Genomic DNA, 20073 nt, shown 5'->3' with positions numbered 1-20073 from the left:
GTATCAGTTTTGTTCGGACTCGTTATGGTCGAGCCTCTATCTTATGAGCGCCTTTCGGCGACAACCCTTGCCTTCAAGGGGGGATGGTAATCGCTCAGCCGCCTCAGGTAAACAGTCTCGAAAAGAAACCTTTATTGTGGCCCCCCCAATAACTCGTATAATCCGCCGGATACCCATTAAGAGGAATAAGTATGGCGTTTCCCGGCATTATCTCTCGCCTGCACCCCGTATCCAGCACAGAAGAACTGGCACAACAGCGCCTGCAAGGTGAACAATATCGCGCCGAAGCATTCTGGCTTCCGGCCTTGATGTCCAGCCACGCCAGCGAGCTGCTGGCCGCCCTGCCGGAGAGCTGCAGCCTGTTTCTTGAACAGGCATGCCCGGACCTGGCCCTGCGCAGACACGACGGCACCCTGCATAACAATGAGCAGCTCATCACGGTAAATGGTCAGGCGATTGCTCTGGCAACCACCCCGGGTGATGGTGGTCTGGTGCCCGAATCGGGCATGTGCGAGATGGCCGACTGGCTGGAGGCGGGACACCGCCACTTCATCTGTTCAGCTGCGGTTCAGCCTGTGGCTCGCGCCATCCTCAACATCTGGCCCCTTGACCCCTATCTGGCCCGACATTTCTTGATGACATTTACCCCCCTGCTGCAGAGCGCAACCCAGGCTGATTACCTTGCGGTCTTTGCCGCCAGAGCGAATCCTGCCAGCCCGCATAGCGACTGGGTTCAGGCCTATATGAAGCTGGAGAAGAAACTTCACAGGGCCTATCTGGATCACTAATTAATCAAAATAAACAGCCAGTTAAGGGCACGACACAATTTGCCACAAGGCTCATTTGTGAGCTTGATCATGTTTTAAAATCGGCATAGAGTGCGCCTCGTCATCGGAATGACATCAGTTGCCTGGCAGTGGTTTCTCACGCATTGCGTGCCATGCCAGCGCACTCGACACACCAGGAGAGTGTGCAACCCGGTTATACCGGGTCATCTGCCAGACTCGACGCCAGCCGTACGGCGGAGCCTGCAGCTTACATAAATTACAAAGTGTGAAGCACGTGAATAACGTGCGATCTCAACGAGGATTTTTTTATGATGAAAATGGCTCCTTCCATGATCGCCATCGCCATGGCTGCTCTGGGTGCTACCGCTGCTCACGCCGCTGACGACATCTACTTCGGTGCAGGTGTCGGTGCTGCTCACTTCAATGGTCTGAACAAGATCGATGGCGGCGGTTACGCTGGTACTGAAGATGCAGCTGCAGCCAACGCCTTCGTTGGTTACAACTTCACCGAAAACTTCGGTACCGAATTCGGTTACCAGTATGCCGGTCGTGGCAACACCGAAGGTCTGCGTTACGAAAACCAGGGTGCCACCCTGTCCGGTATCGCTCGTATGCCGGTTGGCAACGACTTCTCCCTGTTCGCTGAAGGCGGCGCCTACTGGGCTCACACCGACGGTCTGGGCATCAGCGACACTAAAGTTTCCCCGCTGGCCGGTGCTGGTGTGACTTACAAAGTAAGTGACGCGCTGGATCTGCAAGCTCGCTACCGCTACATGTGGGACGTGGCTGACCTGAACGTTGACGGCACCCATTACAAGTCCAACCAGAGCGTTGCTACTCTGGAAGCGGTATACCACCCGTTCCGTACTTCCTACGTAGCTCCGGTAGCTGCTCCGGTTGTTGAAGAAGCTCCGGCTCCTGCTCCGCAAGTGGTAGAGAAGAACTTCGCCCTGAACTCAGACGTGCTGTTTGCCTTCGGCAAAGACACCCTGAAGCCGGAAGGCGTTGCAGCCCTGAACGGTCTGTATCAGCAAATCGTTGAATTCCAGCCGAAAGATGGCAACGCTGTTGTTGTTGGTTACACCGACCGTATCGGTTCCGACGCTTACAACCAGAAGCTGTCTGAGGCCCGCGCCCGTACCGTTGCCAACTTCCTGGTGAGCAAAGGTATGGCTGCCAGCAAAGTTGCCATCGAAGGTCGTGGCGAAGCCAACCCGGTTACCGGCACCAAGTGCAACGGCGTAACTGCTAAAGCTCAACTGATCTCCTGCCTGGCTCCGGATCGTCGCGTAGAAGTTCGCGTATCTGGCGTACAAGAAGTTCAGCAATAATCTGACCTCGTTCAGATAGTGCGAAAAAAAAGGGATGCTGCGGCATCCCTTTCTGTTTGTCTCGTTCTCGCTTGCATCCCTCACTCCCGCCTCCCTGCCCTTGCCTGCCCCGTCTCGAAAGCATAAAGTAGTTGCGCCTGTAAGGTATTGGATAAGCACTAAAAAGCGCTTCTTGTCCGGTCTGTTGTCCATGACGCCAATGCATCATGAGAGTCCAAAGCCTTCGCTATCCACTTTGCTGGCGATTTTTCGCAGCAATAAAAACAAGTGCATTGCCCGACATGGGCTAACACAACGAGGATAAACCGATGAAACTCAAAATGGCTCCTACCCTGATTGCACTGGCGCTCGCCGCCGCAGGCACCACAGCTCAGGCTGCCGATGACTGGTACACCGGTGTTGGTGCAGGTTGGGCTTATGCCCACCGTCTGGATGATTTTGGCAAAGACACTGACAAAGATGCCACTGCGCTGAGCCTGTTCGGCGGTTACAACTTCAACGACTACTACGCAGCTGAACTGGGCTACCTCTACGCCGGTAAAGCGGGCGTTGACGGTGCAGATTTCAAAACCCAGGGTGCAACCCTCTCCGGTATCGCCCGCCTGCCGCTGGGCGACATCTTCTCGGTGTTTGCTGAAGGTGGTGCCTACTTCAATCACGTCAACGGCAATGGCAACAGCGACAACGGCACTGCACCGCTGGCGGGTCTGGGTCTGACTGCCAAGCTCTCCGACCTTATCGATGTGCAGGCACGCTACCGCTATCTGTGGAATCTGGGTGACGAGCAGAAAACCTGGGAGAGCGACATGAGCGTCGCGACCCTGGAGCTGGTGATGCACCCGAACCGCACCTCTTATGTTGCCCCGGTTGCCGCCCCTGCGCCTGAGCCGGTTCCCGAGCCGGTACTGGTCGACAAGAACTTCGCCCTGAGCTCTGACGTGCTGTTTGCCTTTGGCAAATCCACCCTCAAGCCAGAAGGTGTCGCAGCGCTGAACACCCTGTATCAGCAGATCGTTGATGTTCAGCCGAAAGATGGCAGCGCCGTGGTCGTCGGTTACACCGACCGTATCGGTTCTGATGCCTACAACCTGAAACTCTCCGAAGCGCGTGCCCGTACCGTAGCCGACTTCCTGGTTGGCAAAGGTCTGCCGGCTGGCAAAGTTGCCATCGAAGGTCGCGGTGAAGCCAATCCGGTCACCGGCACCCAGTGCAACAGCGTCAAGGGCAAGGCTCAGCTGATCTCCTGCCTGGCGCCGGATCGCCGTGTAGAAGTACGCGTCACCGGCGTGCAGCAAGTACAACAATAATCCTGCAGTCCGACATAACAAGGAGGCCACCTGGCCTCCTTTTTCTTGCCGCTTATTTCACCCACCTTGTACCCTCTTTTGCCCCCTTCCTCTTCCCGTCTCGCGCCCTAGTTCACGGCGTGTCGCCCCCCATACCTCTTTGGTGGTTAAAAACAGCCCGTCACCTATACATAAGTGTGGGGTTTGACCAGCAGGCAACCCCACTACACCAAACATCGACGAGGATACGCGATGAACATAAGAGTAAAACCTGTGTGGATTGCACTGGCATTGGCGAGCACAGGCGCACAAGCGGAACCGGTTCACGACTGGTATGCCGGGATTGGCGGTGGCTGGGCCATTGCCCACAATCTGAATGATTTCAGTCAGGATGTCGGCAAGGATGCGACTGCGCTCTCCCTGTTTGGCGGCTACAACTTCACGGAAAATCTGGGGGCAGAGATTGGCTATCTCTCCACCGGTGACTGGGATATCAGCGACCATGACTTCAACAGCAAGGGAGCCACGCTGTCAGTCATTGGCCGCCTGCCGCTCAGCGAGATGTTTTCGATCTTTGCCGAAGGCGGTGGCTATATCTATCACGTCGAATCGGTCAATGGCGGGGACGACAACCTGGCGCCGCTGGCAGGCCTGGGAGTGACGGCCCGGCTCCATGACTGGGTCGATCTGCAGGCACGCTACCGTTACATAGTGCGCGTTGGCGATGATCCGGATAACGGCAAAGCCAACAGCGGTACCCAGCGCTGGGTCAGCGACATCAGCACCGCCACGCTGGAACTGGTGATACACCCGAACCGCAGCCAACCCAAAGAAGCAGCCCCCACGCCCGCCCCGGTCGTGGTCCCCCCGCCACCGGCCGAACCGGAGGTGGTAGATCAGACCTTCAACCTCAGTTCCGATGTGTTGTTCGCCTTTGGCAAAGCGGACTTAAAACCGGAGGGGATGAGCGCGCTGGACGCTCTCTACCAGCAGATCGTCGATGTACAACCCAAGGATGGCAGTGCGGTGGTGATGGGATATACCGACCGTATCGGCTCGGATGCCAGCAATCAGAGGTTGTCAGAAGCTCGGGCCCAAACCGTTGCCGACTTTCTGATCAACAAAGGGCTGCCTGCCGACAAGGTAAGCATTCAGGGCAATGGCGAGAGCAATCCGGTCACCGGCAACCAGTGTGACGACATCAAGGCCAGAGCCGCCCTCATAGACTGCCTTGGGCCGGATCGCCGGGTCGAGGTGCGCGTCACCGGCGTACAGGGCGCCAGCGAGTAGTTAATCTTGAGGCGATAACCATGTCAGACGTGCAGTAAAAAGGGATGCTTTCGCATCCCTTTTGCTTTGCCGTGGCATTCCCTTCTCCCCAATCAGAAGGAGGTGCGGCGGTAGCGGCGATACTCCGGATGCCAGAAGTTGGCTTCGATGGCCTGATCGATCACCTCGTCCGGGGTCTGCACCGCCTTGCCCTGCAGCATGGCGGTCTTGGCCACCATCTTGGCGATGTAGCGGGAGACCTGATGGATATCCGCCAGGTCCGGCAGCAGGGAGCCCTCCTCCCCTTTCACCAGCGGCGAGCACTCCGCCAGCGCGCGGCTGGCCGACATCAACATGGCGTCAGTCACCCGGGTGGCGCCGGAGGCGATGACGCCAAGGCCGATCCCCGGGAAGATGAAGGAGTTGTTACACTGGGCGATGACGTAGCGCTTGCCCTTGTACTCCACCGGTGCAAACGGACTGCCGGTTGCCACCAGCGCCTGACCGTCGGTCCAGCGGATGAGGTCTGCCGGCGTCGCCTCGACCCGGGAGGTGGGGTTGGAGAGCGGGAAGATGATGGGACGGGCACAGTGCTTGTGCATGGTCTTGACCACCTCTTCGGTAAACAGCCCCGGCTGACCGGATACCCCGATCAGGATGTCCGGGCGACCGTGTTCCATCACCTCCAGCAGGGATATGTTGTCCCCCACCGGCCAGTCTTTGATCCGCTCCACCGGCTGGGAGAGACGGCGCTGGAAGTCGAGCTGGTTGGGGATCTTGTCGGTGATAAGACCAAAGCGGTCCACCATAAAGACCCGGCTGCGGGCCTGCGCATCGGTCAGCCCTTCGGCCTTCATCTGCGCCACGATCTGCTCGGCGATGCCGCAACCAGCGCTGCCCGCACCGAGGAAGGCAACCCGCTTCTCGGAGAGCTTGGCACCGGAGGCCTTGCAGGCGGCGATCAGGCTGCCCAGCGTCACAGCCGCGGTACCCTGAATATCGTCGTTGAAGCAGCAGAGCTCGTTCTTGTAGCGGTTGAGCAGCGGCATGGCGTTGTTCTGGGCGAAATCCTCGAACTGCAGCAGAATATCGGGCCAGCGGCGCTTGACCGCCTGAATGAAGGCATCGACAAACTCGGCGTACTCATCCCCCGAGATACGCGGATTGCGCCACCCCATATAGAAGGGGTCATTGAGCAGTTGCTGGTTGTTGGTGCCCACATCCAGCACCACCGGCAGGCAGTAGGCAGGCGAGATGCCGCCACAGGCGGTGTAAAGCGACAGCTTGCCGATGGGAATGCCCATGCCGCCGATCCCCTGATCACCCAGACCCAGGATCCGCTCGCCATCGGTCACCACGATCACCTTGACGTTCTGCTTGGTGGCGTTTTGCAGCATGTCATCGATCCTGTCCTTGTCCGGATAGGAGATAAACAGGCCACGGGCGCGGCGATAGATGTTGGAAAACTCCTCGCACGCCTTGCCCACCGTCGGGGTGTAGATGATGGGCAACATCTCGGTCAGGTGGTTGTGCAGCAGACGGTAGAAAAGCGTCTCGTTGGTATCCTGGATGTTGCGCAGATAGATGTGCTTGTCCATGTCGTTGCCAAACGCCATGAACTGGCGATAGGCGCGCTCGGCCTGCTCTTCGATGGTCTCGATATTCTGGGGCAACAGACCTTCGAGGTTGAAGTTGCTGCGCTCTTCGCTGGTGAAGGCGCTGCCCTTGTTGAGCAAAGGGGTCTCCAGCAGGGCGGGACCGGCGTAGGGAATGTAGAGAGGACGTTTCTGGTTATTATCTTCAAACATGGATCTTGGTACCTAAACGGTTAGCTAGACGCAGGGACCCGCCGATCCTAGGGGCTTGTCTCATTAATTTCAAAGAGTTTGCACATCCGTTGCAAAAGGTTTGCGACCCAGTCGACGAAAGGCGCCGGGGGTCTGACCAGTCAGACGACGAAAGCGGTTGGCAAAGTTGGCCCCATCGCTGTAACCGACCCGAGCCGCCAGCTCGCCAAGTGGCCAGTTGGTATAGAGCAGCAGCTGGCGCGCCTTGTTCATTCTGAGCTCGGTCACCCTCGCCATCGGCCCCATACCGAACGCTTGCTGACAGAGGCGATGCAGATGAGGCACGGAGCAAGCCATCTGTTCGGCCAGCAGGGCGACACTCCAGGGTTCGTCCAGGCGCGCCTCCACCCGGCGAAACAGCGCCTGCAATCTGAGTTCAGGGGTGCCGCGCACCTCCCCTTGCAGGGTACGCTCCAGCAGCGCCAGCAACAGGCTAAGCAGTTGGGGTTGCAGCGAAGAGCGAACCCCCTCCCCCTGCATCAGGCTGAGCAGATGATAGAGCTGATCGCCGCCATCCCCTTGCCAGATACGGTGACCAAGGCGGTGCAGGTGCTGCCAGCGCGGCACGTCATCGAGCAAAATCCAGCTGATCTGCCAGCTTTCGCCAATCAGCTTGAGACCGCCAGGCACGGCGGCGGGCAGGAAAATCAGCGACCCGGCCGGAATGGCTTGCTCCCCCTCGTCGGTGAGCAGCGCGCCACCCTCATCGTGACTCACCATCAGAATATGAAACTCGGGGCGATTGCGACGGATCAGGTAGTGACCCCGCACCCGGGAGAGGCCGGTCAGGAAGATCCCCGCCTCGCCGAGCAGGGGCAGCCCTTCACGTCCCAGCATCTGCTCTTCACAGGCTGGCGCTATCTCCAGACACTCGCTGGCAAATGGCATAACACCTCAACAGGATAGTTTTACACAAGAAAATCGAGAGCTACTCACAGTGAGAAGAGCCTCGTCAGCCCCTATCATACCCCTGACAAACCTTGCTTTTCTCATACCCGGTTAACAACTATGCATTATTGGCAAGCGATTTTAAAACAAACCACCGATCGCGAGTTCATGACCCGATTGTGGCGGCTGGCCCTGCCTGTCTCGCTGCAATCCATGATGTTCTCCCTGCTCGGCCTCATCGATATCATGATGGTGAGCCAGCTTGGCACCACGGCTGTGGCGGCGGTCGGCTTGGGTAACCGGGTCTTCTTTTTCAATCTGCTGGTGATAGCGGGCCTCGCGGGCGGGGTCTCGGTATTGGCAGCACAATACTTCGGGCGCGGGGAGATGGCCGGGGTACGCCGCTCCCTGGCGCTGGCCATAGTGGGCGCCCTGCTGGTCACCCTGCCCTTTGCCTTCATCTATGTGTTATCACCGGGCAGCGTGCTGGGTTTTGCCAGTCAGGAGCCGGCACTGCGGGCACTGTCGGATCAATTCTTGATGATCACCGGCGCCACCATCCTCTGTACCGCCATCGTAGTGCCGCTGGAATCAGCCCTGCGCTCGGTCGGCAATGCCGCCGCGCCGACCCGCATCGGCATTATCGCCATCATCGCCAACGTCATCCTCAACTACGCCCTCATCTTCGGTCACTTCGGCTTCGAGGCGATGGGGGTCGCCGGTTCGGCCTGGGGCACCACCATTTCACGGCTGCTGCAGACAGCCCTGCTGCTGCTCTACGTAAAGCGTTATGAGGCGCGCCTGATCCCGCGCGCACCAGACTGGCTGGCCGCCTTCAAGCGCAAGGAGGTGGTGCGCTTTACCCTGATCGCCCTGCCGCTGCTGTTTCATGACGGTCTCTGGGCCTTCGGCATGCTGATTTACGGCTTTCTCTATGCCCATCTTGGCACCGATTCGCTGGCCATCATGACCACCCTCGGCACCCTGGAGAGCATCCTTATCTCCCTCTTCTTCGGACTGGCGGTAGCCTGCTCCACCCTGCTCGGCCACCGGCTCGGGGCCGAGGAGTACGAGGTCGCCTGGCAGCACTCCCAGCTGTTCCTGCTGCTGGCACCGATTGGCGCGCTGCTGGTGGGGATCATCGTCTGGCTGCTGCAAGCCAACCTGCTGCAGTGGGTCGGCAACCTGCCCCCCGAGCTGATGACGGAGGCGGGACAGGTGCTCGGCATCATGTGCCTCGGGATGCTGCTCAAGGTGTTCAACATGGTGGGGATCATCGGGGTGCTGCGCTCTGGCGGTGATGTGAACTACAGCATCTTCATCGACATCGTCGGCATGTGGTGCATCGGCATCCCGCTCGCCTGGGTGGCGGTCACGCTGCTCGGCTGGCCCCTCTCCTGGGTGGTGGCGGTGGTGCTGCTGGAGGAGCTCAGCAAGGTGTTGCTGGTGCAGCGCCGTATTCGCCAACGCTGCTGGTTGAAGAATCTGGTGATCGGATAAACAGCCACAAATCGGGGTCATATCAATGACAGAAAAACCCTGTTTGCAGTATGCTGGGCGCCTCTTCAATCAGAGACAGGGATCCACGGTTTCCCTGTCCAGTAGTCGTTTAAGGAGACGAGCATGCAACCACAGAAAGAGCTGATCACCGAGACGGCCCTGCTTGAGATGGCCAACAAGATCATCAAAGAGCATGAAGACTTCATCCACGGTATGCGCGCCGATTCGGTGGAGCAGAAGGGGGATATTCTGGTGTTCAAGGGGGAGTATTTCCTGGCCGAAGATGGCACCCCGACCGGCAAGACCATGGCGGTCTTCAACATGTTCAAGCTGCTGGCCCAGCAGCTCTCCGGCAAGTACAAGCTGGCCTGATCGCACCAGCACATTGCCAACAGGATGCCGCCCTCAGGCGGCATCTGTTTTTGCGCGGTTCTGCCCCTCGACCACCACGCAGTTGCGTCCCGCCATCTTGGCCTGATAGAGACACTCGTCGGCACGGTTGATCAGAATATCGATGGTGTCATCGGAACGAGCCATGGCAATCCCGATACTCACCGTCACCTCCAGCAATTCGTCCGAGGTGGGGCTCTTCACCAGCCGCGCCTCGACGGCAATGCGCAGCCGCTCAGCCATTTTGCTCGCCAGCGCCGGATCGGCGCAGTTGTGCATCAGGATGGCAAACTCTTCGCCGCCATAACGCCCCAGCACCATGTCAGGCTCCAGCTGCTCCCCCAGGGTGGTCGCCACCTCCTTGAGCACCGCATCCCCCGCCAGATGGCCGTAGATATCGTTGATCCGCTTGAAGCGATCGAGATCCAGCAGCATCACCGCAAAGGGCTTCTTCTTGAGTTGCAGCCGGATTCTGGCCTGCTCCAGCTGCTTCATCAGCAGGCGGCGGTTCATCATGCCGGTCAGCTCATCAGTGGTCGATTCCCGATAGAGCCGCAGCAGCATGTTGAGTTGACCGCACTGCACCCAGCAACTGGCCATGGTAAACATGCCGAGCACCCACACCTGATTCAGGGTGGCCTGACTCCAGATGCTCTGGCCCACCAGCAGCCAGTGACCCAGCAGCATGGTCACCAGCACCACACCTGCCAGTTGCAAGCCGAGGGAGAGGGGGATGGGGAAGATGGCAAACAGGGTGATCAGCAGATAGGGAAAGGCCGCATAGCCCGCCTGCAACTCCTGTCCGGCGCCAAAGCTGTTCAGGCAGAAGAGGGAGAAGAGCATCATCACGGCCATCAGGTAGCCAAGGGCCAGCTTCATCCGCTCCCGCTTGAAGTGGATGAGATACGAGAGCGGAATAAGTGGCGAGAGCGCCAGGGTGCAGAAGATCCTGGCCTGAAACAGCTGCTCGAAATGAACGGCGGGCAAGGTCAGCCAATCCACCACGGCCCAGGCGGGCAATCCGAGCATCAGCAAGCAGGTCAGCAGGCGCAAACGCACCGTCATAAAGCCCATGCGAGTACGAGTAAAGTCTTCGGAGTGAACCCTCGCACTCCAGAACTCTGACAACTTGAGCATCCAGAGTCTCCACGATGAATACTGAGGGCTCATTCTACACCTACAAAGTGGTAAAAATGTCATTAGCGGGGAGAATAAAAATGAGAGGTCGGTCACACAAACCGACAGATGATAATCGCAGCGCGCAAACGTTTCAACCCATCAAAAAATAAACCTTTTTTTGCATAATTAGCGCTGGTCAGCCTCATTTCAATCACTACAATAGCGCCCAATTTTCTTCCCTTCCCCACACAATTCGAGGTACTTATGGAACAGGCTGCTGTCACACGCGCCAATCGAGAGGCACATCCACCCAGGCGAGCCCATAGCGAACTGGTCTATGGCATAGAGGATGTCCCGCCTCTGCCCCAGACGCTGTTCGCCGCCCTGCAGCATATGCTCGCCATGTTTGTCGCCATCATTACCCCGCCCCTGATTATCGCCAATGCCCTCGGCCTCCCTGCCGCCGACACCCGTTATATCGTCTCCATGTCGCTGGTCATGTCCGGCATCGCCTCCTTCATTCAAACCCGCCGCTTCGGCCCCATCGGTTCCGGCCTGCTCTCGGTACAGGGCACCAGCTTCAACTTCCTCGGCCCCATCATCGCCTCCGGTCTCGCCCTCAAACAGGCGGCCATGCCCACCGAGGATCTGTTGGGCACATTGTTTGGCACCATGATGGTTGCTGCACTGACCATAGTGGTGATGAGCCGCTTCCTCCATCTGGTGAAACGGATCATCACCCCGCTGGTGACCGGCATAGTGGTGCTGCTGATCGGTCTGACCCTGATCAAGGTAGGTCTCATCAGCATGGGCGGCGGCTATGCAGCCCTCTCTGATGGCAGCTTCGCCAGCCACACCAACCTCTTCCTCTCCCTGCTGGTGCTCGGCCTTATCGTGTTGCTGCAACGCAGTCGCAACCCCTGGTTACGCCTCTCCGCCATCATGATCGCCATGCTGGCGGGCTATGCCGTGGCCCTGCTGTTGGGCAAAGTGAGCGCCCCCACCTTCGACGGCCCGCTGGTGATGGTGCCCATTCCGCTCCACTACGGTCTCGGCTTTGACTGGCAGCTGTTCGTGCCGCTCGCCATCATCTTCGTGGTGACGGCGCTCGAAGCGATCGGCGACATGACCGCCACCTCGGATATCTCCGGCGAGCCACTGGAAGGGCCTGTCTATATGGAGCGGATCAAAGGCGGCGTGCTGGCCGATGGTGCCAACTCCATGCTGGCAGCGGTTTTCTCCACCTTCCCCATGTCCACCTTCGCCCAGAATAACGGCGTCATTCAGCTGACCGGCGTCGCCAGCCGTCACGTCGGGCTCTTTATCGCCGCCATGCTGGCGCTGCTCGGCCTGTTCCCGGCGGTCGCCAGTCTGGTGCAACAGATCCCCGAGCCCGTGCTGGGGGGAGCGACCATCGTCATGTTTGGCACCATCGCCGCCGCTGGCGTGCGCATCATTGCCCGCGAGGAGCTGGATCGCCGCGCCCTGATGATCCTGGCGGTGTCGCTGGCCATGGGGCTGGGGGTCGCACAGGTGCCGGAAGTGCTGCAACACCTGCCGGAGCTGGCCAAGAGCGTACTCTCCTACGGCGTCGCCACCGGTGGCATTACCGCCATCGTGCTCAACCTGCTGCTGCCCAAGCGCGAAGCGCGCCACTCCTGAGACGTCATCAACCGATAGCAGACTCAAGCCCCGCACTGCGGGGCTTTACCTTGTCAGCCGCCACGGGTAGTGTGCTGGGCAGCCTTTTTTGAGGATGCCGCCATGCCCTATCGCCTGCTCTCTCCCCTCCCCGATACCGCTTCACCCGCACAGATACTGGCGCAAGAGCAGCACTGGCTGCGCGACTGTGCCCATGACGGCCAGCCCCGCGCTCACCTCTGGCAGGCGCCCCAATGTCTGATTGTCACCCGCAAGGATACCCGCCTCCCCCATTACGAAGCCGCCTGCCAGCAACTTGCAGCTGAAGGCTGGCCGGTACATGTGCGCGACAGTGGCGGTACCGCCGTGCCCCACGGAGCGGGGATCCTCAACCTATCCCTGCTGCTGCCCCGCACGACCACAGACCTCGCCCACTACTACCGGCTGCTGGGGGCGCCGCTGCTGACCTTGCTGGCGGAGTACGGCCTGGAGGGGAGCTATGACTTCGTGCCCGGATCCTTTTGCGATGGTCAGTACAATCTGGTGATCGGGGGACGCAAGATCACCGGTACCGCCCAGCGCTGGCTGGCGCCGGGGCAGGATCACCAGGGCGCCGTGCTGGCACAAGCCATGCTGCTGGTGGCGGGTGATGTGGATGAGGGAACTAGGATGGCGAGCCGCTTCTACGAGCTGGCGGGCGGCGAACTGCGTTTTATGGCGGGAACCTCCATTACGCTGGCAAGCTGCATCGATTGGCGCGGTAGCGATCAGGCACTGGTGGATAAGGTGCGAGCACGTCTGGATAGCCTGCTGAGCGAGGGGCTATCCCCCTCATTCTGACCTTATCCCGAAGGGAGAGGGAAAGTCCCCATCCAGAGACACGGCGCACAAAAAAGCCACGACCGGAGTCGTGGCTTGTTCTTTTCAAGGGAAGCGTGAAACGAGCTGAGGCGTTCAGGCCGTCTGCGGCTCCGGTTCAGCTTCGCTATCCAGATCCCGGCTAAAGTAGGCGCGGGTCTCGGCGATCACCACATGGCGCAGACCAATCAGGCCGATGAGGTTGGGCACCGCCATCAGGCCGTTAACGATATCGGCCAGCAGCCAAATCATGTCCAGATGGAGGAAAGCTCCACTCGCCACCAGCGCCAGATAGACCAGACGATAGGGCTTGATCGCCTTCACCCCGAACAGGTATTCGGTGCAGCGCTCGCCGTAGTAGTTCCAGCCAAGGATGGTGGTAAAGGCGAAGAACAGGAGGCCAATGCTCACCAGATACTGGCCGACATGGGCATCAAGCCCCTGGGCAAAGGCCAGACTGGTCATGGCCGCGCCGCTTGCATCGCCGCTCCACACGCCTGTGACCACCAGGGTCAGGCCGGTCATGGTGCAGATGATGATGGTGTCGATGAAGGTACCTGTCATGGAGACCAGCCCCTGCTCCACACACGAATCGGTCTTGGCTGCCGCCGCCGCGATGGGCGCAGAGCCCAGTCCCGATTCGTTGGAGAAGACCCCGCGCGCCACCCCTGACTGAATGGCCAGCATGATGCTGGCACCGACGAAGCCGCCGGTCGCCGCATGGCCGGTGAAGGCACTCTCGATAACCAGCATGACGGCATCGGGCAGGGCGCTGGCGTTATTCACCAGCACGCCCAGACAGGCGACGATGTAGAAGATGGCCATGAAGGGCACCACCTTGCTCGACACGCTGGAGATGGATTTGATCCCCCCCAGGGTCACCAGCGCCACGATCAGGGTCAGCACCACGGCGGTCGCTTCACGGGGCACCGAGAAGGAGAGGCTCATGGCGTCGGAGATGGCATTGACCTGTGGGAAGGTACCGATGCCGAAGAAGGCCACGCCGATGCCAAACAGGGCAAACAGCTTGGCGAGCGGCTTGGAACCGAGCCCCTTCTCCAGATAGTACATGGGGCCGCCAGCCATCTGGCCGTTGGCATCCTGCTCGCGATACTTCACCGCCAGCAGACACTCGGCGTACTTGGTGGCCATGCCGAACAGCGCCGCCATCCACATCCAGAACAGGGCACCGGGGCCGCCGAGCTTGATGGCGGTAGCCACCCCGACGATGTTGCCGGTACCAATGGTGGCAGAGAGGGCGGTACAGAGGGCGCCGAAGCTGGAGACATCCCCCTGCTTGCCCAGCCCCTGATCGCGACCAAAAACCAGCCGCAGAGCGAGCGGCAAGCGCACCACCTGAAGCAGACCCAGACGCAGGGTGAGATAGATACCGGTCCCGACCAGCAGGATCAGCAGGGGTGGACCCCAGATAAAGCTATCGATGGCGGTTAACGCCGATTGAATTGATGACATGCATCCTCCTTAAGAAACAGAAATTAAGGAGGAGAAGGATGATCTTCCCATAGGTGTCGCGATCGGCCAGAGGCGATCGGATGCGGGCCAAGCCCAGGTACAACCATCCCATCCCCTCTGTCCTTTTGCCTGAGAGTTTCCGGCGCCAACCTGCCCTTGCGGGTAGTCATGGTGCCTTGCTCCTTCGGCGCCCGATTTAACGGGTCTCTCCAGAGTATCGTCCAGTAGCAGTCCACACCGGTTGCCCGGTACCTGAAAGATTCACTTCTTCGGTGGATGGTTGCCCATCGCTCTCCTGCTACCTTCATCCGAACTAGTTTGGATTAGGAAGTCGGCATGTTAATCCAAAAAATGTGAGCTGTCTCGCACTTGGCCGCCCCCATTTATATTTTTTTAGTGACAACCAGAATCGCAGCAAGAATGTTAAATGTTGGTTAACTATCAACAAGTTAGGCTCTCACGGATCAAATGTGGCCCAAACAGGAAAAATGGCGGATAGAGAACAGTGATCCCTCTCGTTTCGCCAAGAAAATCTTGCCGACATATCCAATCAAAATGCTTGCACACAGAATCAATAAGCCGATAATCCGCTGCATAACCAAGCACTTTGCCATCAATTTATGCACTGTGTTCGGTTGGTCCCACCGGACCGCTCGCCTGACCCGGCCGTCGCCGGTTCAATCGCATATGGCTTGGGCATATCACGCCCCCTAAGGATGACCAAAAGAGAATGAACGAGACCCTGGTTGCAAAAGATGTGGTCGCACAAGATTACCGTCAGCTGGTTGAACAATTCGGCTCCCCCCTGCTGCTGCTCGACAAGGCAGCCGTCCGCAAACAGTATCGGGCACTGGCCGCCGCCCTGCCCGATGTACGATTGCACTATGCACTCAAACCCCTACCCCATGAGGCGGTGGTCTCTGTCTTGAAGGAAGAGGGGGCCTGTTTCGATCTGGCCACCAATGGCGAAGTGGATCTGGTGCGCAGTCAGGGGGTTCGACCGGGACGTTGCATTCATACCCATCCCATCAAGCGCGACAGCGATATCCGTTATGCGCTGGAGTTTGGCTGCACCGTGTTTGTCTACGACAACCCGCTGGAGCTGGAAAAGTTCATTCCCTACAAGGACGAAGTGAAACTGCTGCTGCGGGTCAGCTTCCCGAACCCCGAGACCAAGGTCGATCTCTCCAAGAAGTTCGGCTGCACTCCGGAGCAGGCGCTGCCGCTGCTGCAACTGGCCCACGCCAAGGGGATCAAGGTGATGGGGCTGTCGTTTCACGTCGGCTCGCAAGTGCCCCATGCCCGTCGCCATGTGCAGGCCATCGACGCCTGCCGCGAGATCATGGAGCAGGCTTGGGCGCTCGGGCTCAAGCCCTGGGTGCTGGATATCGGCGGCGGTTTCCCGGTCGACTATGAAGGGGGCGAGTTCGATATCGACGGCTTCTGCGCGCCGATCCGCGAAGCGCTGGCCAAGTTGCCCGCTACCGTGCAGAAGATTGCCGAACCGGGCCGCTTTATCAGCGCGCCGGCCATGACTTCAGTATCAAGCGTGATGGGCAAGGCCCACCGCGGCGACAAGATCTGGTACTACCTGGATGACGGTCTCTACGGCAGCTACAACGGCCAGCTCTATGACCACGTCACCTATCCGGTGAGCACGCCTTATGCCAGTGGCGAGCAGCACAACTCGGTGCTCTCCGGCCCCACCTGCGACAGCGTGGATGTGATCCGCGATGGCATCATGCTGCCGGATCTGGCTATCGGCGAGTTGGTGGTTGGCAAGGTGATGGGCGCCTACACCTGGGCCTCGGCCTCCACCTTCAACTTCTTCCCCAAGGCCAGCATCCTCATTCTGGACAGCAGTCAGAAGGGGCAGAAGCTGGTGGCAGTAGCCTGAGCACACCGCTCGCTCGCCAACAGGTTCACTGGGCAAAAACAAGAGGGGGAAGCTTGAGCTTCCCCCTCTCTCATTTCACCAACCCCTATCAGATAAACTGACTGGTCAGCAGCCAGCCGGTGTAGGCGACGAAGCAAGTCAGCAGCACGCCCCCCTCCAACCGGTTGATACGGCCCTGCCCCTTGCGGCCCAGACACATCACCAGCAGCAGCAGGGTTAGCCCCATCATGATGCTCCAGTCACGGGTGAGCACCTCCGGCGCCACATCGAGCGGGTGGATGCCCGCCGCAATCCCCACCACCGCCAGGGTGTTGAACAGGTTGGAGCCGAGCACGTTGCCAAGGGCCAGATCATGCTCGTTCTTGCGAATGGCGATAAGCGAAGAGGCCAGCTCCGGCAGGGAGGTCCCTACCGCGACTATGGTGAGACCAATCACCAGATCGCTGATGCCAAGCGCCTGAGCGATGGTCACCGCCCCCCACACCAGCAGGCGGGAAGCGCCGATCAGCAGCACCAGCCCGACCACCAGCCAGAAGATGGCGCTCTTGAGGGACATCCCCTCGCTCTCGATATCCTCGGCGGTCTCGGTATCCAGCGCATCTCCCTTGCCATTCATGCCAGCCCAGATAGACCAGCCCATCAGGGCAACGAAGACGGCCCCCAGAATGACCGCATCCATCCGGCCCAGATGACCATCGATCAGCAGGGCGCCGGAGAGCAGGGTAATACCGAGCAGGATCGGGATCTCCTTGCGCACAACCTGAGAGGCCACCGCGATAGGGCTGATCAGTGCCGTCAGACCCAGGATCAGCGCGATATTGGTGATGTTGGAGCCATAGGCATTACCAAGCGCCAACCCGGGATTGCCCTGTGACGCCGCCAGCGCCGAGACCACCATCTCCGGGGCCGAGGTACCAAAACCGATGATCACCATGCCGATCAGCAGCGGCGGCATCCCCGCATAACGGGCAGTGGCGGCGGCACCGTCGACAAACTTGTCTGCACTCCAGACCAGCAGCGCCAGTCCGGCAATCAGGGCAACAAAAGCCAGGGTCATAGGATCTTCATCTCTTGTTATCAGCAACGAAGCGCCAGCCCAAACGGGCAGGCACCATGGGAAAGTGGCGCCAGTGTAGCTGTGCCACCTCCCATTTCAAGGGGAAATCAAACCGTGATTAACATTTCACAGTGCAGCCAGCAGGCTCGCGGCATCGGAGACCTCAAACTTGCCCGGCGCCTCCACAAACAGCTGCTCGACCACACCATCGTTGGCGATCAACGCAAAGCGCTGGGCACGGATGCCGCCAAAGGCGCCGGTATCCTTGGCCAGATCCAGCGCCCGGGTCCAGCTGCCATCGCCATCCGCCAGCATGGTGATCGCCTCGGCATTCTGGGCCGTCTGCCAGGCCCGCATCACGAAAGCATCGTTGACCGACAGACAACAGATGGCATCCACCCCTTTGGCCATAAACTGATCGGCCAGCACCACATAACCGGGCAGATGAGCATTGGAGCAGGTGGGAGTAAAGGCGCCGGGTACCGCAAACAGCACCACTTTTTTACCGGCGAACAGCGTCTGGCTATCCCGCAGCTGCTTGCCCTCGGCGGTGATAAAGGTAAATTCGCCCGCAGGCAGGGGGTGTCCTACAGCAATCATGATTTCTCGTCCTGAGTCGTGATGGGAAGTCGCCAGTTTATCCCAGAGTGACGATGCCGCCTAACAGCGGCTCTGAGCCTGACCATGGATAGCGGCAGGCATTTTCCCCTTGGGCAGACTACTCTTGAGCTGGTTTCACGGCGCCAGGAGGCCCCATGCAACACTATTACGATGGTCTGGAAATTCGTCCCCCCGCCATGCGCGAACAGCAGCAACTGGACCAGCTCAATCATCAGCTTACCCATGTCAGTCAATATTGCGCCGGTTACTCCAGCGCCTATCGCCAGTGCCGCCTCGAGGATCTGGCAGATCTGGCCACCCTGCCACTGCTCGACAGCAAAGAACTCTTTGCCGCCCAGCAGGCTCATCCCCCCTTTGCCGGTCTCACCGGCCGCCCCGCCAGTCAGGCGCTGCGGGTATTCTCCTGTCCGGGCCAGCTGGCCATCCCCGAGTATGCGGGAGCAGACTGGTGGGGCGCCGCCCGGGCGCTGTTTGCCGCCGGTTTCAAGGCGGGGGAAGTGATGCTCAACGGCCACGACTATCATGCTGGCCCCACCGCCTTTATCTTCGATAACGGCGCCCGCCAGCTGGGGGCTCCAGTGGTACCCTGCGGGCCCCACGATACCCAGCACCAGCTGGAGGCACTGCTGCGCTATCAACCCACCGGCTACGTCGGTCCGCTGGTGACCCTGCTCGACCTGCTGGAAGCGGCCGAAGCAGCGGAGATCCCGAGCGACTCGCTGCGCCGCGCCCTATTGTGCGAAGCCACCCATCCTGAAACCGCGCCACTGCGCGCCATTCACGGCATTGCGGCCCTCAACTGTCTGGTGTAGCAGGATGTGGGGGTGGTGGCCTACGAGAGTCAGCCCGGTCAGGGCTTTATCGTCAACGAGAGTTGCATCGTCGAAATCATCGATCCCGCCAGCGGCAATCCCGTGAGTGGAGATGAAACGGGCCAGCTGGTGGTGACCCGGCTCGATCTGGAGTATCCGCTGCTGCGGCTAGCCACCGACTGGCAAGGTCACTGGCTCGCCAAGCCGAGCGCTTGCGGGCGCACCAACCGACGCCTCAAGCTGGTGTAGCAGACCAACTAAATGCACAAAGGCAGACGGGCAGCCATCAGGCTGCCCGTCTTGTCTCTGAACTGGAAAAGAAAATATCTAAAGAGAGACGTTAGCGTCTCGCCTGCCAGGTGGCGATGGCGAGCAGGGAGTCAGGGGTAAATTCGCTGGCACGCTCGGCAATCTCGGCCAGGCTCATCCAGTGCACCGCGCTCACCTCTTCGGCCTGCAACTGCAGCGGCCCCTGATAACGGCAACTGAAGAGGCCACCCCAGACCCGGTAGCCCTCCCCTTCCGCATAAAAGCTGCCAAAGCCCTGCAGGGGAACATCCATAATCCCCAGCTCTTCGGCCAGCTCGCGGCGGGCGGAGCGCTCCATCTCCTCACCGGTGGTGACCACGCCACCGGCGCAGGCATCCAGCATGCCGGGGCAGAAATCCTTGCTGAGGGTGCGCCGCTGCACCAGGATCCGATCCGCGTCGTCGAGCACCAGAATATAGCTGGCACGATGGCAGAGATTCTCTCGCCGCACCTTGGCTCGCTCGGCCACGCCAATCACCCGGTTATTCCCGTCCACCACATCAACCCATTCCACGCACAGGCCCTTTCGTTTGTTCCATTCAAGCCCGCAGTATATCGGTGCGGTGGTTTGTCATGGCACAACTTTTTCGATGACGCCGTCAATTTGCCGAACTCACTGGCAAAATAAGGATTCATGCAAATCTTTATAAACCGTCATATCAGTGTCATCGACCGACACCATAGTGTGCCCTGTCCAGGCAATCAGGGAACCGTGTGATGAAGGTATTCAAGCAGTTATCCCCACGGCAGATCGCTCGCTACATCAAGAGCTTTCATCGAGGCTATTTTGCCATCGAGTCGCTGGGGACATTTGAATTCAACGCGGGCAGGATCAGCCTCCATGGCCTGACCTGCCGCCAGCGGCTAAGACTGGCTCGCCAGATCAATCTGGCTGTCAGACAACTTGGTCACCGCGACCCCTTGCCGGACATGTGAGTCAAAAGGTCTTGCCCTACTGTCTGTTGTGCATCCATGCTTTGCCCGCCG

17 protein-coding genes, 1 pseudogene and 1 riboswitch are annotated in these 20073 nt (G+C 59.6%); of the genes and pseudogenes, 11 read left to right on the top strand and 7 right to left on the bottom strand.

All coding sequences use genetic code 11. The annotated features are described in order from the left end of the window. The first annotated feature begins 191 nt into the window (after positions 1-191). The 4 genes from OKC42_RS06015 (at position 192) to OKC42_RS06000 (ending at position 4695) form a co-directional block, all read left to right on the top strand. A complete protein-coding gene (locus tag OKC42_RS06015) occupies positions 192-788 on the top strand; it encodes a hypothetical protein (RefSeq protein ID WP_270819227.1) in 597 nt (198 codons plus the stop codon). A 308-nt stretch (positions 789-1096) separates the two neighbouring features. Further along, a complete protein-coding gene (locus OKC42_RS06010; RefSeq protein ID WP_041202285.1) occupies positions 1097-2119 on the top strand; it encodes a porin OmpA in 1023 nt (340 codons plus the stop codon). 308 nt (positions 2120-2427) lie between these two features. Continuing rightward, the gene (gene ompA, locus OKC42_RS06005; RefSeq protein WP_270819226.1) at positions 2428-3426 is read left to right on the top strand and encodes a porin OmpA; all 999 of its coding nucleotides are present in this window, start codon (positions 2428-2430) and stop codon (positions 3424-3426) included. A gap of 231 nt (positions 3427-3657) precedes the next feature. After that, the gene (locus OKC42_RS06000) at positions 3658-4695 is read left to right on the top strand and encodes an OmpA family protein (protein WP_270819225.1); all 1038 of its coding nucleotides are present in this window, start codon (positions 3658-3660) and stop codon (positions 4693-4695) included. 92 nt (positions 4696-4787) lie between these two features. On the opposite strand, the gene OKC42_RS05995 is transcribed toward OKC42_RS06000, so the two are convergent. Together OKC42_RS05995 and OKC42_RS05990 are read right to left on the bottom strand one after the other, a co-directional pair. Continuing rightward, positions 4788-6482, bottom strand: coding sequence for an NAD-dependent malic enzyme (locus tag OKC42_RS05995; RefSeq protein WP_216951826.1), 1695 nt, complete (start codon positions 6480-6482; stop codon positions 4788-4790). 69 nt (positions 6483-6551) lie between these two features. Beyond that, positions 6552-7409 (bottom strand): helix-turn-helix transcriptional regulator, encoded by an 858-nt coding sequence (locus OKC42_RS05990; protein WP_270819223.1) that lies wholly within the window; start codon positions 7407-7409, stop codon positions 6552-6554. 120 nt (positions 7410-7529) lie between these two features. On the opposite strand from OKC42_RS05990, the gene OKC42_RS05985 reads away from it, so the two are divergent. Then, positions 7530-8909 carry an MATE family efflux transporter gene (locus tag OKC42_RS05985; RefSeq protein ID WP_270819222.1) on the top strand — a complete coding sequence of 460 codons (1380 nt, stop codon included), beginning with the start codon at positions 7530-7532 and terminating at the stop codon, positions 8907-8909. Positions 8910-9032: 123 nt separating this feature from the next. After that, positions 9033-9281 carry a YciN family protein gene (locus OKC42_RS05980; protein ID WP_005338382.1) on the top strand — a complete coding sequence of 83 codons (249 nt, stop codon included), beginning with the start codon at positions 9033-9035 and terminating at the stop codon, positions 9279-9281. Between the two features lie 33 nt (positions 9282-9314). Here OKC42_RS05980 and OKC42_RS05975 read toward each other — a convergent pair whose 3' ends face one another. Further along, the gene (locus OKC42_RS05975; protein WP_005349944.1) at positions 9315-10436 is read right to left on the bottom strand and encodes a GGDEF domain-containing protein; all 1122 of its coding nucleotides are present in this window, start codon (positions 10434-10436) and stop codon (positions 9315-9317) included. 246 nt (positions 10437-10682) lie between these two features. Here OKC42_RS05975 and OKC42_RS05970 point away from each other — a divergent pair, with 246 nt between their 5' ends. Together OKC42_RS05970 and OKC42_RS05965 are read left to right on the top strand one after the other, a co-directional pair. Continuing rightward, on the top strand, positions 10683-12080 hold the full coding sequence (locus OKC42_RS05970) for a nucleobase:cation symporter-2 family protein (protein ID WP_040066712.1): 1398 nt from the start codon (positions 10683-10685) through the stop codon (positions 12078-12080). A 102-nt stretch (positions 12081-12182) separates the two neighbouring features. Next, positions 12183-12899: a lipoyl protein ligase domain-containing protein gene (locus tag OKC42_RS05965; protein ID WP_270819221.1), complete on the top strand. Its 717-nt coding sequence runs from the start codon at positions 12183-12185 to the stop codon at positions 12897-12899. A gap of 114 nt (positions 12900-13013) precedes the next feature. On the opposite strand, the gene OKC42_RS05960 is transcribed toward OKC42_RS05965, so the two are convergent. Next, the gene (locus tag OKC42_RS05960) at positions 13014-14390 is read right to left on the bottom strand and encodes an alanine/glycine:cation symporter family protein (RefSeq protein ID WP_270819220.1); all 1377 of its coding nucleotides are present in this window, start codon (positions 14388-14390) and stop codon (positions 13014-13016) included. Positions 14391-14497: 107 nt separating this feature from the next. Continuing rightward, positions 14498-14613, bottom strand: a riboswitch (glycine riboswitch). Positions 14614-15120: 507 nt separating this feature from the next. Between OKC42_RS05960 and OKC42_RS05955 the strand changes: the two genes are divergently transcribed. Then, the gene (locus OKC42_RS05955; RefSeq protein WP_043818871.1) at positions 15121-16287 is read left to right on the top strand and encodes a type III PLP-dependent enzyme; all 1167 of its coding nucleotides are present in this window, start codon (positions 15121-15123) and stop codon (positions 16285-16287) included. Positions 16288-16375: 88 nt separating this feature from the next. Here the strand turns inward: OKC42_RS05955 and OKC42_RS05950 are convergent, their stop codons facing one another. Together OKC42_RS05950 and OKC42_RS05945 are read right to left on the bottom strand one after the other, a co-directional pair. Further along, positions 16376-17344, bottom strand: a complete 969-nt coding sequence (locus OKC42_RS05950) for a calcium/sodium antiporter (RefSeq protein ID WP_005343920.1) — start codon at positions 17342-17344, stop codon at positions 16376-16378. Between the two features lie 126 nt (positions 17345-17470). Beyond that, positions 17471-17944 carry a peroxiredoxin gene (locus tag OKC42_RS05945; protein WP_005358893.1) on the bottom strand — a complete coding sequence of 158 codons (474 nt, stop codon included), beginning with the start codon at positions 17942-17944 and terminating at the stop codon, positions 17471-17473. A gap of 155 nt (positions 17945-18099) precedes the next feature. Here OKC42_RS05945 and OKC42_RS05940 point away from each other — a divergent pair. Further along, positions 18100-19026, top strand: a pseudogene (locus OKC42_RS05940) (phenylacetate--CoA ligase family protein). A 91-nt stretch (positions 19027-19117) separates the two neighbouring features. Here the strand turns inward: OKC42_RS05940 and yfcD are convergent. Further along, complete coding sequence (yfcD, locus tag OKC42_RS05930; RefSeq protein ID WP_021229132.1) at positions 19118-19600, bottom strand: NUDIX hydrolase YfcD; 483 nt, start codon at positions 19598-19600, stop codon at positions 19118-19120. A gap of 203 nt (positions 19601-19803) precedes the next feature. Between yfcD and OKC42_RS05925 the strand changes: the two genes are divergently transcribed. Next, positions 19804-20022, top strand: a complete 219-nt coding sequence (locus OKC42_RS05925) for a DUF1107 family protein (RefSeq protein ID WP_005338403.1) — start codon at positions 19804-19806, stop codon at positions 20020-20022. The last annotated feature ends 51 nt before the right edge of the window (positions 20023-20073 follow it).

Origin of the sequence: Aeromonas sp. Y311-2 (genome assembly GCF_027706025.1) — a bacterium.
GTDB classification, from domain to species: Bacteria; Pseudomonadota; Gammaproteobacteria; order Enterobacterales; family Aeromonadaceae; genus Aeromonas; species Aeromonas veronii.
The sequence above is the reverse complement of the archived record's forward strand: the minus strand, read 5'-3'. Positions and strand labels throughout refer to the sequence as shown.